This window comes from Methyloversatilis universalis FAM5, assembly GCF_000214035.2.
GTDB classification, from domain to species: domain Bacteria; phylum Pseudomonadota; class Gammaproteobacteria; order Burkholderiales; family Rhodocyclaceae; genus Methyloversatilis; species Methyloversatilis universalis.
Genome location: NZ_AFHG01000052.1, coordinates 150,489 through 164,671 on the forward strand (window position 1 = coordinate 150,489; position 14,183 = coordinate 164,671).

A 14,183-nucleotide genomic window follows, 5' to 3' on the forward strand; every position below is an offset into this window, starting at 1 on the left:
ACATTCGCCGCTGCCGTCCGTCGTTCGTCCGAGGCCCAGCGTGCGCCAGGGCAGGCGGCCGATGTGGCCGGCACAGCTGAAATCGGCCGCGCCGTCGTTGTCGAGGTCCGGGCAGGGCAGGGCGCCAGGCGAATTGGCCTGACTGCCTTCGCTGTTGCCGAGCGCGGCATAGCCGACCAGCGCGTCGCGGGCGCGCGCCAGTGCCCGTTCGGTGGCCAGCGTTTCGGCGACCCCCGGGGGGCCGACAGCGCGCGGCTCAGCGTGGTGAGCGCGAGCAGGCCGAGCAGCACCACGGCCAGGATGAGGGCGGCGCCCCGCTGGCGCTGCGGCATGCGTTTCACCGCGACCGCCCCGGACGGATGTCGATGACCGGGCCTTCGGCGCTGGCGTGGCCGCCTTCCGAAATGGCGGCGCGTTCGCCCGGCTTCAGACGCAGCGTCCGTCCGTCCGCGCCCTGCAGCTGAAGTCCGCCGTGTTCCGCCCGGCCCGGCAGACGGGACAGCGCGTCGGCATCCGCCGCCGTGCCATTGATGAACCAGGTGCTGCGGCCGGACGAGCGGGTGACCACGCCATCCAGTTTCAGGTCGCCCACGGTGCGGGGAATATCCTGAGCGGCGACCGTGGCATTGCGTCGGTCTTCCAGCCGGCTGCGTTCCTCCTCGCTGTAGAACAGGCGGCCCAGTCGTGCCGGCTGAGCGGGCGCAGTGACGGTCGTGCCCGCGGCCGCCGGCATCTCTGCGCCGGCACCTGCGCAGAACAGCCCGAGTGCGCACGCGATCGAGAGGCGCTTCATGCCGGACCTCCGCTGCGGGGCCTGAAGGTGATCCAGTCCAGCAGGCAGTCCGCATTCAGCTGTTCACCGCCCGGCGCTGCGGTGGCGGCGCGGCTGAGGGTGCATTCGCGTACCCGCACCAGGGCCGAAGCGTGCCGCACCAGATCGTCCAGCAGAGCCACCAGCTGACCTTCGTGCAGCAGCGGCATGCGGATGCGCAGCGCGCTGCTGGTTGCCTCGAGCTGGCCGGTGTCCGCCGGTGCCAGCGCCGGGTCCAGCGGGCGCTGCGGCGAGAATTCGTAATCGACCGCACCGAGCCCGTGGCGGGCGCGCGCGTCGCGGATCAGCTCGACCCAGGCCAGACGCTGTTCCGGTCCGACCGCACCGCGCTCGACCAGATGGCGGAAGCGGTCGATCTTGGCGGCGATTTCGGCTTCTTCCGCCCGCGCCGCCGACAGCGCGCGCTGCGCCGCATCGCGGCCCGACTGGGCCTGGGCGTGCGACTGGCGCACTTCGGTCGCCAGTTCGTTGCTGGCCCAGATGGCCGCGCCACCGGCCAGCGCCATCGCGAGCGCGAGCAGTGCGCTGCCGCCGGCCTTGCGCAGGTCTTCGCGCTTCATGACGGGTTCACCGTCCGGCTGATGCGCAGCGAGAACGGCGGCGGGCTGCCGGCGTCGAGCTGTTCTGCGCGGGTGCCGCCGCGCAGCACCTGACCGGATTCCAGATCGAAGGGCTGCCGCAGCACCTGCACCTGCACCCCCGGGCGGGCGCGCAGCAGGGCGCCCAGGGTATCCACCACCTCCAGCGCGCGTCGCTGCTGGCTGCCGAATTCCTGCGGCAGATGCGCCTGCATCACCAGGTCTGCCCGCATGCCGCCACCGTTGCCGGCCCCGGCGGTCACCCCGCCGACCGCGGACGCACCGTTGCCGCCGGCCTCGCTCACCATGCGCCACTCGAGGCGGTCCAGCGCCACCTGCGGTACCTGGTCCAGCACCTGGCCGAGATCGGCCAGCAGCGTAACGGGCTGCGCGCTGCGCTGTTCGATCTGCAGGCTGCGCTCGTGCACCGCGCGCAGCGTGTCCAGCGGCACCGGGGTCGGGGGCAGCCGCTGGATGATGTCATGTCGCTGACGCTGGGCGCGCAGCGTGTCGTCGGCGAGGCGCTGCGTGTCCTGCCGCAGTTCCAGGCTGTCGAGCGCGCTGTGGGTGGCGTACAGCAGACAGGCGGCGAGGGCCACCGAGCCTGCGGCGCGCAGTGCGAAACGGGTGAGCCAGATGCGGTGGAAGCGCCGTTCGGCGGCGGGCGCGAACTGTTCGGCCGGCGTGCGCCGCATCAGTGCCTGCACGAACAGCGTTTCGCTGTCGGCATCCGGCGGAGCGGGACGCAGGCCAAGACGGGCGGCGGTCTGGCTGCTGTCTATCAGTTCGAAACGCAGCGCGTCGTTCGAACGGCAGGCCAGTGCGAAATCATCCACCCGTGCCGGCGGTACCAGCACCCGTACCGTGAGCGGCTCGCTGCGCGAAATCAGACGCTGGCCGAGCAGATAGGGATGCAGCCGGCGTGCCTCTTCGGCGCAGGCGCGCGGCAGGTCGTTGCTGGACAGCGCGGTCAGCGGCGTCAGACGGGAGAAGCGCAGCCGGCCGCCTTCGAAGAAGCTCTGCCGCACGCCGGCCGGGCTGATGCCCAGCAGCAGGGTCTGCCCTTCGGTCAGGCGCAGGCGCTCGAGTATCGTTTCGCCCGCCAGCGGCAGGCTGTGGATGCCGCTCAGCGCGACTTCGGCGGTACGCAGCGCGTTCAGCCAGGGCTCCAGCACCGCCGGCCGGGTCAGTGCGCAGAACAGCATCTGTTCGTCGCGCCGGCCGGTGCGCTGGCGGCCCAGCGAGCGGGCGCAGGTGTAGGGCGTGCCGAAGAAGTGCTGCGCGAGCTTGCGGCGGATCAGCGCGGCCCGGTCGGCACCGGTCACGTAGGGCACGTTCTCGGCGACGAAGGCCTCGTCCACCAGGTCGCACAGCATCAGGTAGAGGCTGTCGCGACGCTGGCGCAGGAATTCGGCGAACTGCGCATGGCCGTCGGCGTCGTTGGCGAAGCGCGCGCGCAGCGTCACCTCGCCGGCGCGCCATCCGTAGGCGGCCAGGTGGGTGGCATCGACATAGAGGACGTGGCGGCGCGGCATCAGATCCTCAGTTTGGTCAGCATGTCGTACACCGGGCCGAGCACCGCGAAGGCCACGCTCATCAGCAGCAGGCCCAGCACCAGCGTGAGCGCCGGCTCCATCGCCGCCTGCGCGCGGGCGATCGATTCGCGCACGTCGCGGGTGTAGAAGTAGGACACCTCGCGCAGTGCGCGGTCGAGTGCGCCGGTGCTTTCGCCGACCCGCAGCATGCGCACCACCAGCGGCGGAAACAGGCCCACGCTCTGGAAGGCGGCGGTCACGTTCTGACCCTGACCGATCAGCAGGCCGGCGCGCATCAGCGCGTCGCGTACCGCCGCGTTGCCGACCACGTCTTCCGAGGTGCGCACCGCGTCGATGATGGGAATGCCGGCGCCATACATCATCGCGAACATGCTGGCGAAGCGCGACAGCACCACCTTGTGCAGGATGGGCCCGATCACCGGCAGGTTGAGCTTGATCCAGTCCAGGCGCTGGCGCAGCGCCGGGTTGACGCGCAGGGCGGTGGCCGCGCCGATGCCTGCGGCCACGACGAGCACGATGAGTGCCGGCCACCAGGCCTGAAGGAATTCGGAGGTACCCATCAGGATGCGGGTCTGCAGCGGCAGTTCCAGCCCGGTGTTGCGGAAGAAGCGGGCGAGGTCGGGCACCACCACCAGCATGAGCACCGCGATCACGAACAGCAGGAAGCTGCCGACGATGGCCGGATAGGTGAGCAGGCGGCGCGTCTGCGACACCAGTTCGTCCTCCCACTTGAAGGCCTCGACCTGTTCGCGCAGCACTTCCGGCAGGTTGCCGGTCAGTTCGCCGGCGCGCACCAGCGCGCAGAACACCTTGCTGAAGGCCGCCGGGTGTTCCGCCATGGCCTGCGACAGCGATCGGCCGCCCTCGATGCTTTCGACCAGCGAGGCGACGATTTCCCGCATGCGCGGGTGGTCGGTCGAATCGCGCAGGTCGGTCAGCGCCTCGATCAGCGGCACGCCGGACCGCACCAGCTGTTCCAGATGGAAGCTGAAATTGATCAGTTCGATGCGCGGCAGGCTGTGGCCGAACAGCGGCTGCGCGTGCTTCATCGGCTGGCCGTTGATGAAGTCCAGCTGCATGCGCTTGAGGCGCATTTCGAGGTCGACCAGATTGGCCGCGTCCATGCGGCCGAACACCATGCGGCCCTGCGCGTTCATCGCCTTGTACGAAAAGATGGCCACCGCTATCTCGCGTACCAGTCGGGTCCGCCCTGGCTCATGCGCTCGGTCAGGTCGACCACGCGCGCCAGTTCTTCCAGCGAGGTCGCGCCCTCGAGCACGCGCCGCAGGCCGTCCTCGGCCAGCGTGCGGAAGCCCTTGGCGCGGGCGGCGTTGCGCAGTTCGCGCGCGGTGGCGCGGCGGGCCACCAGCTCGTCGAGGTCGGAATCCATGCGCAGCAGTTCCATCACCGCCAGCCGGCCACGGTAGCCGGTGAATTCGCAGGCCGGGCAGCCGACCGCGTCGTGGATGTCCGGCGGCGTGCCTTCCCGCACGCCCAGCAGATGCACTTCGTGCGGCTCGGCCGGCCGGGCGCGGCGGCAGTACACGCACAGCCGGCGCAGCAGGCGCTGCGCGATCACGCCGATGATGTTGCCGGCCATGATGTCCGGCAGGATGCCGATGTCCAGCAGGCGCGGAATCGCGCCCAGCGCGGAATTGGTGTGCAGCGTCGAATACACCTGGTGGCCGGTCATCGCCGCGCGGAAGGCCATTTCGGCGGTGTCGGCGTCGCGGATTTCACCGACCAGGATGATGTCCGGATCCTGCCGCATCATCGAGCGCACGCCGTTGGCGAAATCGAGCTTGACCGACTCGGCGACCGAGGTCTGGCGGATCAGCGCCATCGGGTATTCGACCGGGTCCTCCAGCGTCATGATGTTCACGCCTTCGGTGTTGATGTGGTTCAGCACCGAATACAGCGTGGTGGTCTTGCCGCTGCCGGTCGGACCGGTGGCGAGGATGATGCCTTCCGGCCGCGCGATCATCAGTTTCAGCTGGTCGAGCTGCGCGTCGGCCAGCCCGAGACCGTCGAGCGGCACGATGCCGCGTGCGCGGTCGAGAATGCGCAGCACGATGTTTTCGCCGTGCAGCGTGGGCTGCGACGACACCCGGAAGTCGACCGGCCGGCCGCTGATGGTGAGCGAAATGCGACCGTCCTGCGGCGCACGCATTTCGGCGATGTTCATGCCGGCCATCACCTTGATGCGCACCGCCATCGCCGGCCAGTAGGAGCGGTGCAGCGAGCGGATCTGCCTCAGCAGGCCGTCGATGCGGTAGCGCACCCGCAGGAAGCCGGCTTCCGGCTCGAAGTGGATGTCGGACGCTTCGCGCTTGACCGCGTCAGTCAGCAGCGCGTCGATCAGCCGCACCACCGGCTGGCTGTATTCGTCGGCCGAGGCGGCCAGCGCACGGTAGTCGACCTCGCCGGTCTCCAGCTCGGTGAGAATGCCCTCGATCGACAGTTCGTGCCCGTAGGCCTGGTCGATCGCGTGCGCCAGTTCGGTTTCGCCGGCCAGCACCGTATCCAGCTCGATGCCTTCCGGCAGCAGCGCACGCAGCTGGTCGAGCGCGACGATGTCGTTCACGTCCGACACCGCCACCGTGAGGCGGCGGGCGTTGGCCGCGTAGTTCAGCGGCAGCAGGCGGTGGCGCTTGGCCAGTGCCTGCGGCACCAGGCGCAGTGCGTCCGGGTCGATCAGCGCGTGGGCGAGATCCACCGTGCGCTTGCCCAGCGTGACGCCGAGCGCGTCGCGCAGCGTGGCTTCGCTGACGAAGCCGAGCTGCACCAGCAGCCGGCCCATGGGCAGGTTCTGCCGCTGCTGCTCCTGCAGCGCGATGCGCAGCTGGTCTTCCGATATCAGGCCCTGCGACAGCAGCAGCTGACCCAGCGGCTTGTGCGGCCGCGTGCCCGGGGCGTTCATGGTTTCACCGGCCATCCTGCGCCTGCAGCGCCTGGATCCGGACGGCCACCGCCTCGGCGTCGAAACTGGCCGCGTGCCGGTCGCGCAGCGTCAGCGCTTCGCGGTAGTACTGCAGGGCCAGTCGCGGCTGGCGCAGCTGATCGAGGCTGACCGCGAGGTTGTAGGCGTTGTCCGGCTGTTCCGGCGCCAGCGTGTAGGCGTTGAACCAGGCCTGCTGCGCTTCGCGCCAGCGGCCTTGCGAGGCGTACAGCGAACCCAGCGCCAGTGCCGCCGCGGACGATTTCGGCTGGGCCGCTGCGATGTCCAGCAGCCGTGCTTCCTGCGTGGCCGGATCGCTGTGATCGCTCAGCGCGACACGGGCCGCGGTGTCCGACGGATCGACTTCGGCGATGCGGCGCATCAGCTGCCGCGCGCGCGCTTCGTCGTTGTTGCGCTGGGCCAGCGCGGCCAGACCGTGCAGCGCGTCCGGGTTGCGCGGATCGGCCCGCAGTGCGCGCTCGTACGCCAGCCGGGCGCGGTCGAATTCGCCGGCCTGGAAGGCGGCATAGCCGTCGGCCACGTCCTGCGGCACCACAGGGGCGTTGCGGGTGATGCGTATCGGTGCCGCCGCCGGTGCGCTCGGGGCGGGAGCCGGCGCAGCGGCGGGCGCACTGAGCTGCCCGGACAGGAAGCGCGAGGATTCGGCCGGGGCCGCGGCCAGGGTAGGCGTCGCCGGAAGCGCCGCCGGCGCTAAGGGCGCCTGTGTGCCCGGCACGGGTGCCGGCGCCGCGGTGACCGGTGCTGTGATGATCGGTGCTGCGGCCGGTGACGCGGAGGCCGCGGGTTGCGGGGCAACCGTCGCCGCGTTTTCGCTGCCGGTCCCGACCGGCGTGGCGGGCGTGTTCTGCGCGAGCGGCGGCTGGCGGGCGGGCTGCACCGTCTGGCCCGATCCTTCCAGCGTCCTGACCTGCCACGCCACCCAGGCACCGACCGCGAGCAGCAGCACGGCGCCGCCACCCAGCAGCCAGACCAGAGAGGACGAACGCGAGGGCTGCGGCTGCTTGGCTTCGAACAGCAGACGGGCCGCTTCCGCACCCGGCGCGGCGGCGGGCGCCGGCGCAGGGGCCGGTTCCGGCACGTCCAGTCCGGCAAAGCGGGCGGCCTGGGCGATCTCGTCGTCGATCAGTTCGAGTTCGTGCGCCGGCGTGATGCGCGGCGCCGGCGCCGGTGCGTCCGGCGCGCGGACTTCGGTCGTGCCCTCTTCTTCGCGGCGCTTGGCCGCTTCGGCCTTCTTCAGCGCTTCCAGCAGCAGGCTCACCGCGCTGGCTCCTGAGCGGGGCGGGGCGGCGGCAGGGTGTTGGGCGGGAAGGCCGGGGCGAGGAAGTCGCGGCCGGGCAGCGCACCGGTGATCGGGGCGTAGTCGCCGTCCAGACTGGCGTCGTTGATCACCACCGGGCGGATGAGCACCACCAGTTCGGTCTTGCGCGATGTTTCGTTGCGGGCCGACAGCAGCGGGCCGAGGATGGGCAGGGCCGACACGCCCGGAATGCTGTCGCGGCGGTAGTTGATCTCGTCCTGCATCAGGCCGCCCAGCACCGCGGTTTCGCCGCTGGCGACGCGCATGACCGATTCCAGTTCGCGGGTCTGTATGACCGGCACCAGATTGGGGGCGCTGAGGTCGGGCGTCGGGTCCTGCGCGTCACCGACCTTGCGCGAAATGGTCGGCCGCACGTTGAGCAGCACGAAGCCGTCTCCGCTGATCTGCGGCGTCACCGCCATCACCAGGCCGACCGACACCGAACGCGGCGTCGCGGTGAAGCTGCGCACCGCCTGCTGGTTGGTGTTGGCGACCACGTCCGACTTGATTTCGAAGTAGACGATGTTGTTGACCACCTTGAGCAGCGCGGTCTGGTTGTTCAGCACCGACAGCTTGGGGCTGGACAGCACTTTCACGTCGCCATAGGTTTCCAGCAGCTTGATGCTGTCGGTCAGCGTGCCGTTGCGGCCGAGGCCGATGGCGACCGGATTGTTGCTGGTGAAGTCGGTCGACGACGTGAGCAGCTGCATGTCGACGCCGCCGCGCCGGCCACCCATGGACAGCGCGCGCCAGTCTATGCCCTGCTGGTAGTTGTCGGTCAGCTGCACTTCGGCGATGGTCGCCTCGATCATGACCTGGCGGCGCGCGATGCGGGTGACCTGGGTGATGAATTCCTGCACCTTCTCGTGCTGGCGCGAGGTGGCGCGCACATTGATCACGCCGGTTTCCGGATTCAGGATGACCGAAGCGGCTTCGCGAAAGGTGGTGCGGCGCTCGGCGACCGGCGCCGGCTGCGCGCTGCCGCCGGCGACCGGGGTCGCGGCGGGCGCGGCTGCCGGGGCGCTTTCACCGTCGGCCGGCAGCAGTTTGTCGGTTTCGCGCAGCAGGTCGCGCAGGTTGCGCTCCAGCGATTCCCAGAAGCGGTTCTTCGCCACGTTGTCGATGCGCGTGCTGGAACTGTTGCCGGCGCCGCCGCTGGTGGTGCTTACGGTCGCCCCGCCGGCGGCACTGGTGACCGCGGCCGAGGTGGTCGAGGCGATCTGGGTGTTGATCGACACCGCGCCGCTCACGTCGCGCGACATGTTCACGTAGTCCACCCGGTAGCTGCGCAGGAAGGGCGTGTCCGGCATCACCACCAGATTGGGGCCATCCAGCTCGAAGCGCATGTCCACCTGATTGGCGATGCGGGTGAGCAGCTGGGGCAGGGTCTGGTCGATGGCGTTCAGCGTAACCGCGCCCTCGATGCCCGGATGGATGTCCACGTTCACCCGCGCGTCGCGCGCCAGCGCGAACAGCAGTTCGCGCACCGGCACCTGATTCACCACCACACTGTAGGTTTCGGTCTTGTGCCGCGGCTGGGGCTGCGGCGGTGCGACCGGTCGGGCGACCGGCGGCGGAATGTCACCGGCCGGTCTGGCGGGGATCCGGTCGGCCAGCACGTGGCCTTCGGACATCTGTTGCGGTGCGTGCATCGCGCAGCCGCCGGCCGCTGTCAGCAGGCTGGCGAGCAACAGCGGACGCAGTGCGTGTCCGGCGAGGCGGCGTTCTTCTTGGGCGGGACGCATCGGTGCGGTCATGGGCGCGGGCGCGTTCGGTATTCGGTGACGGATGGTACGCGCAATCCGCCACGGATCAAGATGACGCTCCATTAATGATGACTTTGGCATGAGCGGGCGCCGGTCAGCTGGACTCGCCGCGCAGGCTGCGTACCGAGCGGGCCATGGGCCGGCTCGCGGCAATCCACTCCGGCAGCGCGCCGATCGCCTGCTGCGCGCTGCGCTGATCCGGAAAGTCGCCGTAGATCACCGCGATCTGGCTGCCCGCAGGGGTTTCGGTGCGGTAGGCGCGCAGCAGGGCCGGATCGACCGCGCGGCTGGCCCGCCGCACATAGTCGAGCACGTAAGGCCCTTTGCCGGACGGTACCGACATGAGCTGTATGAACCAGCGCTCGGCCGGCGCCGAAGTGGTCCAGCCGCGGCTACCCGCAAGCAGCGCTTCCAGCGGATCGCCGGCGGCAACCTGCTGCGCGCCGCCGTCGCGAGCGGGTTCGGACGACTGCGCGTCCGTTGGCATGTCTGCCGGCTGAGCGGCCGCAGCCGGGGCGGCGGGTGCCGCTGCCGCGGGCGCCGCCTGCGGTGAAGCCGGTGCGGGCATCGCCGGGGCGGCGCTGGCGCTGCCGGCTGCGGCGGACATCGAGGCGGTTTCCGGCAGCAGCCGCCCGATCGCGATGCCCAGGCCCAGCAGGACGGCGGCCGCCAGCACGAACAGCGCCGGACGCACGAAGGCCGGCCTGCCGGCGGTGCGTACCGGCTCGGCCCGGGTGCGGGTGTCGGCGACCGCGCGTTCGGCATCGGCGATGCTTACGCCGTGGGCGCCGCGGGCGAAAGCGGCCAGCAGGGCCTTGTCCGCCAGCACGTTGATGCGGCGGGTGAGCCCGCCGGATTCGCGGGCGATGCGGGCGGTGGCGGCGTCGTCGAACACCGCCGGGCCGCGGTAGCCGGCCGCGCGCATGCGGAAATCGATATAGGTGGCGACGTCGGCCGGCGACAGCGGATCCAGCCTGAAGTGCTGGGTGATGCGGTCTTTCAGCTGCCGCATGTCGGCGCGGTCGAGCAGGTCGTCCAGTTCGGGCTGGCCGAACAGCGCGATCTTGACCAGCTTGTGCCGCTCGGATTCAAGATTGGACAGCAGCCGTATCTGTTCCAGCGTATCGGCCGGCATCGCGTGCGCTTCGTCGATCAGCAGCACGATCTGGCGGCCGACGCTGAATTCGGCCACCAGCGTGGCCTGCACCGCGCGCAGCAGCCGGTGCGGGCTGCCATCGGCGAGGTCGGTGCAGCCCAGTTCGTCCGCCAGTACCGCCAGCAGTTCGGCGCGGTCCATCAGCGGATCGGCCAGGTAGATGGGGCGCAGGCTGTCCGGCAGCCGGTTCATCAGTACTCGCGCCAGCATGGTCTTGCCGGTGCCGACCTCGCCACTCACCTTGACCAGACCTTCCTCCCGGCCCAGCGCGTACACGAGTGCGTCGAGCAGCGCGCTGCGGTTGGCGCCGCCGAAGAAGAAGTCCGCGTGCGGCGTGATCAGGAAGGGCGGCTCGCGCAGGCCGAAGTGGTCGAGATACATGTCAGTCGCCGGCGCCGTCGTCGCGACCCTGCGCGTCCATGCGGTGATACAGCGTGGTGCGCGCGATGCCGAGCAGGCGGGCGGCCGCGCTCACGTTGCCGCGCGCCATGCGCATGGCCGCTTCTATGTAGGCGGATTCCCATTCGTGCAGCCGGGCGTCCAGCCGGAAACCGCCGGCACGCAGATGACCGGTGGCGACCGTTACCAGATCGCCTTCGCCGGCTTCGGCGCTGCCGCCGTCCTGGCTGCTGGCGGTGGGATCGAATTCGGACAGCAGATCGGCGCGGCCGACTTCGCGGCCCGGATGCTTGGTGGCCAGCCGGATCACGATGTTGCGCAGTTCCCGCACATTGCCCGGGAAGTCGTAGCCCAGCCAGGCCTCGCGCGCCGCCGCATCCAGCCCGAAGGGCGGACGGCCCAGCTGGGCACAGAACTGCGCGCGGAAATGTTCGAGCAGGCGCAGCCTGTCGTCGCCCATGTCGCGCAGCGGCGGCAGGGTGATGGTGAATACGCTGAGCCGGTGATACAGGTCGGAGCGGAAGCGCCCGGCACGTACTTCCGCGCCGAGGTCGCGGTTGGTCGCGGCGATGATGCGGGCGCTCGAGCGCCGCAGCTGGGTTTCGCCCACCCGCTGGAACTCGCCGTTTTCCAGCACCCGCAGCAGCTTGGCCTGCAGGTCCAGCGGCAGTTCGCCGATCTCGTCCAGAAACAGCGTGCCCTGCGCCGCGTCCTCGAAATAGCCGGCGCGTGCGGTCTGCGCGCCGGTGAAGGCGCCGCGCGCGTGGCCGAACAGCGTGGGCTCGACCAGACTGGGCGAGATCGCTGCGCAGTTCAGTGCGAGGAAAGGATGAGTGCGGCCCACCACCGCATGCAGCCGGTTGGCCACGATGTCCTTGCCGGTGCCGGACTCGCCCTCGATCAGCACCGGGTAGGGCAGGCCGGCGTACTGTTCGATCTGGGCGCGCAGCCGCACCATCTGTTCGCTGTCGCCGATCAGTGCCGGCAGCGCGGGCGCGGCGTCGGCGCGGGTCTGCGCCAGCTGGCGCAGCAGGCCGTTCAGCGCCTGCGGCTGGGCCGGCTTGGCGACGAATTCGGTGGCGCCCAGCGCGCGGGCATGACGGGCGACCGTGTCCTCGCCCTGGCCGGACAGCACGACGATGCGGGTGTCCGGCGAATGGGCGAGCAGGTCGGCGATCAGCGCGTAGCCTTCATCCGGGCGATGCGGACAGGGCGGCAGGCCGAGATCGATCAGCGCCAGCGCTGGCGCCGTGGCCTGTTCACGCAGCCAGGCGACCGCGGCCGGCCTGGAGGCGTGGCTCACCACGTCGAAATCCGCTTCGAGCAGGAAGGACAGCGAGTCGGCGATCAGCGGATCGTCGTCGACGATGAGCAGTCCAGGGCGGCCATGGGCGCGCGCAGCGGGGGTTCGGGCGGTATTCGGCATGGGCACGGGCATCATAGCTCAGCGCGAAGCCGTGGATTCCGCCCGCCGGACGACGGAAGTGCATCTGCTACAATCCGCCGCCTTTATCACAAGACCGTTCCGCGCTCGTGTCCGCACCCCTTCCGGCCGAAGACATCCTGGTTGACGTGTCGAACGTCGACTTCGCGTACGACAAGCGGCCCATCCTGTCCGGCATCAATCTGCGCATTCCGCGCGGCAAGCTCGTGGCCATCATGGGTGGCAGCGGCTGTGGCAAAACCACGCTGCTGCGGCTGATCGGCGGTCAGCTGCGACCCACCGGCGGCCAGATCCGCGTGGCCGAACACGATCTGGCCTCGCTGTCGCGGCGGGACATGTACCGGCTGCGCCGCCGTGTCGGCATGCTGTTCCAGTTCGGCGCGCTGTTTACCGACCTCAGCGTGTTCGAAAACGTGGCTTTCCCGCTGCGCGAACACACCGATCTGCCGGAAGACATGATCCGCGATCTGGTGCTGATGAAGCTGCACGCGGTCGGTCTGCGCGGCGCGCACAAGCTGATGCCGAACGAGCTGTCCGGCGGCATGGCCCGCCGTGTGGCGCTGGCCCGCGCAGTGGCGCTGGATCCGATGCTCATCATGTACGACGAGCCTTTCGCCGGTCTGGACCCGATTTCGCTGGCGGTGGTCGGTCAGCTCATCCGCAAGCTCAACGACGCGCTCGGCGCCAGTTCCATCATGGTGACCCACGACGTGCACGAGTCGCTGGAAATCGTCGATTACATCTACTTCCTGTCCGGCGGCAAGGTGGTGGCTCAGGGTACGCCGGACGAAATCCGCGCCTCGACCGACCCCTTCGTGAAGCAGTTCGTCAATGCAGAAACCGATGGCCCGCTGCCCTTCCACTTCCCGTCCGACGACTACCGGAAAACCCTGATGGAGGTCCGTCCGTGACCCGTCTGCTGCGCGCCATGGGGGCTCGCACGGTCGATGGCATCTGGCGCCTCGGCTTCGCGACCCGCTTCTTCCTGGCCATCCTGGCCCGCTCCGGCACCTCGTTCGCACGTTTCCAGCTGACCATCCGGGAGGTTTTCTCGACCGGGGTGCTGTCGCTCATCATCATTCTGGTGTCCGGCTTCTTCGTCGGTCTTGTGCTGGGCCTGCAGGGCTACGAAACGCTGCAGCGCTACGGCTCGAGCGAAGCGCTGGGCATTCTGGTGGCGCTGTCGCTGGTGCGTGAACTGGGCCCGGTGGTGGCCGGCCTGCTGTTCGCGAGCCGGGCCGGCTCCGCACTGACCGCCGAGATCGGCCTGATGAAGACCACCGAACAGCTCAAGGCCATGGACATGATGGCGGTCGACCCGATCGCCCGCGTGGTGGCGCCGCGCTTCTGGGGCGGCGTGATCTCGATGCCGCTGCTGGCCGCGCTGTTCTCGACCATGGGCGTATTCGGCGCCTGGTTCATCGGTGTCGTGTTCATCGGCGTGGATGACGGTGCCTTCTGGTCTCAGATGCAGGCATCGGTCGATTTCCGCTACGACATCGTGAATGGCGTGATCAAGAGCGTGGTGTTCGGCTTTGCCGTCGCGCTGATCGCGGTATTCGAAGGCTATGACTCGGCGCCCACCGCCGAGGGCGTGTCGCGGGCGATCACCCGCACCGTCGTCAATTCCGCGCTGGCCATTCTGGCGCTGGACTTCGTGCTCACCTCCTTCATGTTCAGGGGCAATGGATGAACCGTACCGTTCTCGACCTTTGGGTCGGTGTTTTCGTCGCAGTCGGCGTCGCGGCAGTGTTGTTTCTGGCACTAAAGGTGGGCAACCTTGCGTCCGCTAACATCGGGGAGACATACAGGCTCCAGGCCAACTTTGATAACATCGGTGGCTTGAAACCGCGTGCGCCCGTCAAAAGTTCGGGCGTAGTCGTCGGACGGGTGACGGAAATCACCTTTGACCCGAATCTGTATGTCGCCGTGGTCAAAATGGACGTGGACAAGCGCTACAGTTTCCCGCGCGACACCTTCGCAACCATTCTGACCTCGGGCCTGCTGGGTGAGCAGTACATCGGTTTCGAGGTCGGTGGTGACACCGAAATGCTGAAGCCGGATGCCACCATCACCAAGACCCAGTCTGCGGTGGTGCTGGAAAAGCTGATCAGCCAGTTCATGTTCAACAAGGCTGCCGAGAGCCCGAAAGCCCCCGAGCAGTGATGAATAGCGTGCGTAGCCGGAAAGCCCGAC

The 14,183-nt window shown here is 69.3% G+C and carries 12 protein-coding genes; 3 read left to right on the forward strand and 9 right to left on the reverse strand.

The genetic code is table 11. From position 1 onward, the window contains the following. Positions 1 to 337: 337 nt before the first annotated feature. From METUNV1_RS11740 to METUNV1_RS11780, 9 genes are all read right to left on the reverse strand, one after another. Positions 338 to 793 (reverse strand): hypothetical protein, encoded by a 456-nt coding sequence (locus METUNV1_RS11740; protein WP_008061964.1) that lies wholly within the window; start codon positions 791 to 793, stop codon positions 338 to 340. After that, the gene (locus METUNV1_RS11745; protein WP_008061966.1) at positions 790 to 1,392 is read right to left on the reverse strand and encodes a hypothetical protein; all 603 of its coding nucleotides are present in this window, start codon (positions 1,390 to 1,392) and stop codon (positions 790 to 792) included. Before METUNV1_RS11745 ends, METUNV1_RS11740 begins: the two co-directional genes overlap by 4 nt. Then, entirely contained in the window at positions 1,389 to 2,945 is a 1,557-nt protein-coding gene (locus METUNV1_RS11750) for a hypothetical protein (RefSeq protein WP_008061968.1), read from the reverse strand. Before METUNV1_RS11750 ends, METUNV1_RS11745 begins: the two co-directional genes overlap by 4 nt. After that, the gene (locus METUNV1_RS11755) at positions 2,945 to 4,147 is read right to left on the reverse strand and encodes a type II secretion system F family protein (RefSeq protein ID WP_008061971.1); all 1,203 of its coding nucleotides are present in this window, start codon (positions 4,145 to 4,147) and stop codon (positions 2,945 to 2,947) included. Before METUNV1_RS11755 ends, METUNV1_RS11750 begins: the two co-directional genes overlap by 1 nt. A gap of 2 nt (positions 4,148 to 4,149) precedes the next feature. Next, positions 4,150 to 5,886, reverse strand: a complete 1,737-nt coding sequence (locus METUNV1_RS11760; RefSeq protein WP_456299010.1) for a GspE/PulE family protein — start codon at positions 5,884 to 5,886, stop codon at positions 4,150 to 4,152. Positions 5,887 to 5,890: 4 nt separating this feature from the next. Next, entirely contained in the window at positions 5,891 to 7,183 is a 1,293-nt protein-coding gene (locus METUNV1_RS11765) for a tetratricopeptide repeat protein (RefSeq protein ID WP_008061976.1), read from the reverse strand. After that, a complete protein-coding gene (locus METUNV1_RS11770) occupies positions 7,180 to 8,967 on the reverse strand; it encodes a pilus (MSHA type) biogenesis protein MshL (RefSeq protein ID WP_043359783.1) in 1,788 nt (595 codons plus the stop codon). The genes METUNV1_RS11765 and METUNV1_RS11770 overlap by 4 nt, the downstream gene beginning before the upstream one ends. Before the next feature lie 115 nt (positions 8,968 to 9,082). After that, positions 9,083 to 10,525 carry an ExeA family protein gene (locus tag METUNV1_RS11775; RefSeq protein ID WP_008061984.1) on the reverse strand — a complete coding sequence of 481 codons (1,443 nt, stop codon included), beginning with the start codon at positions 10,523 to 10,525 and terminating at the stop codon, positions 9,083 to 9,085. Between the two features lies 1 nt (position 10,526). Further along, positions 10,527 to 11,969: a sigma-54-dependent transcriptional regulator gene (locus METUNV1_RS11780; protein ID WP_043359863.1), complete on the reverse strand. Its 1,443-nt coding sequence runs from the start codon at positions 11,967 to 11,969 to the stop codon at positions 10,527 to 10,529. A 107-nt stretch (positions 11,970 to 12,076) separates the two neighbouring features. On the opposite strand from METUNV1_RS11780, the gene METUNV1_RS11785 reads away from it, so the two are divergent. The 3 genes from METUNV1_RS11785 to mlaD are packed head-to-tail and all read left to right on the forward strand — an operon-like array spanning position 12,077 to position 14,153. Next, positions 12,077 to 12,898, forward strand: a complete 822-nt coding sequence (locus tag METUNV1_RS11785) for an ABC transporter ATP-binding protein (RefSeq protein ID WP_008061987.1) — start codon at positions 12,077 to 12,079, stop codon at positions 12,896 to 12,898. Continuing rightward, positions 12,895 to 13,680, forward strand: a complete 786-nt coding sequence (gene mlaE, locus METUNV1_RS11790; RefSeq protein WP_008061989.1) for a lipid asymmetry maintenance ABC transporter permease subunit MlaE — start codon at positions 12,895 to 12,897, stop codon at positions 13,678 to 13,680. The genes METUNV1_RS11785 and mlaE overlap by 4 nt, the downstream gene beginning before the upstream one ends. Next, positions 13,677 to 14,153, forward strand: a complete 477-nt coding sequence (mlaD, locus tag METUNV1_RS11795; RefSeq protein WP_026188188.1) for an outer membrane lipid asymmetry maintenance protein MlaD — start codon at positions 13,677 to 13,679, stop codon at positions 14,151 to 14,153. Before mlaE ends, mlaD begins: the two co-directional genes overlap by 4 nt. Positions 14,154 to 14,183: the final 30 nt, after the last annotated feature.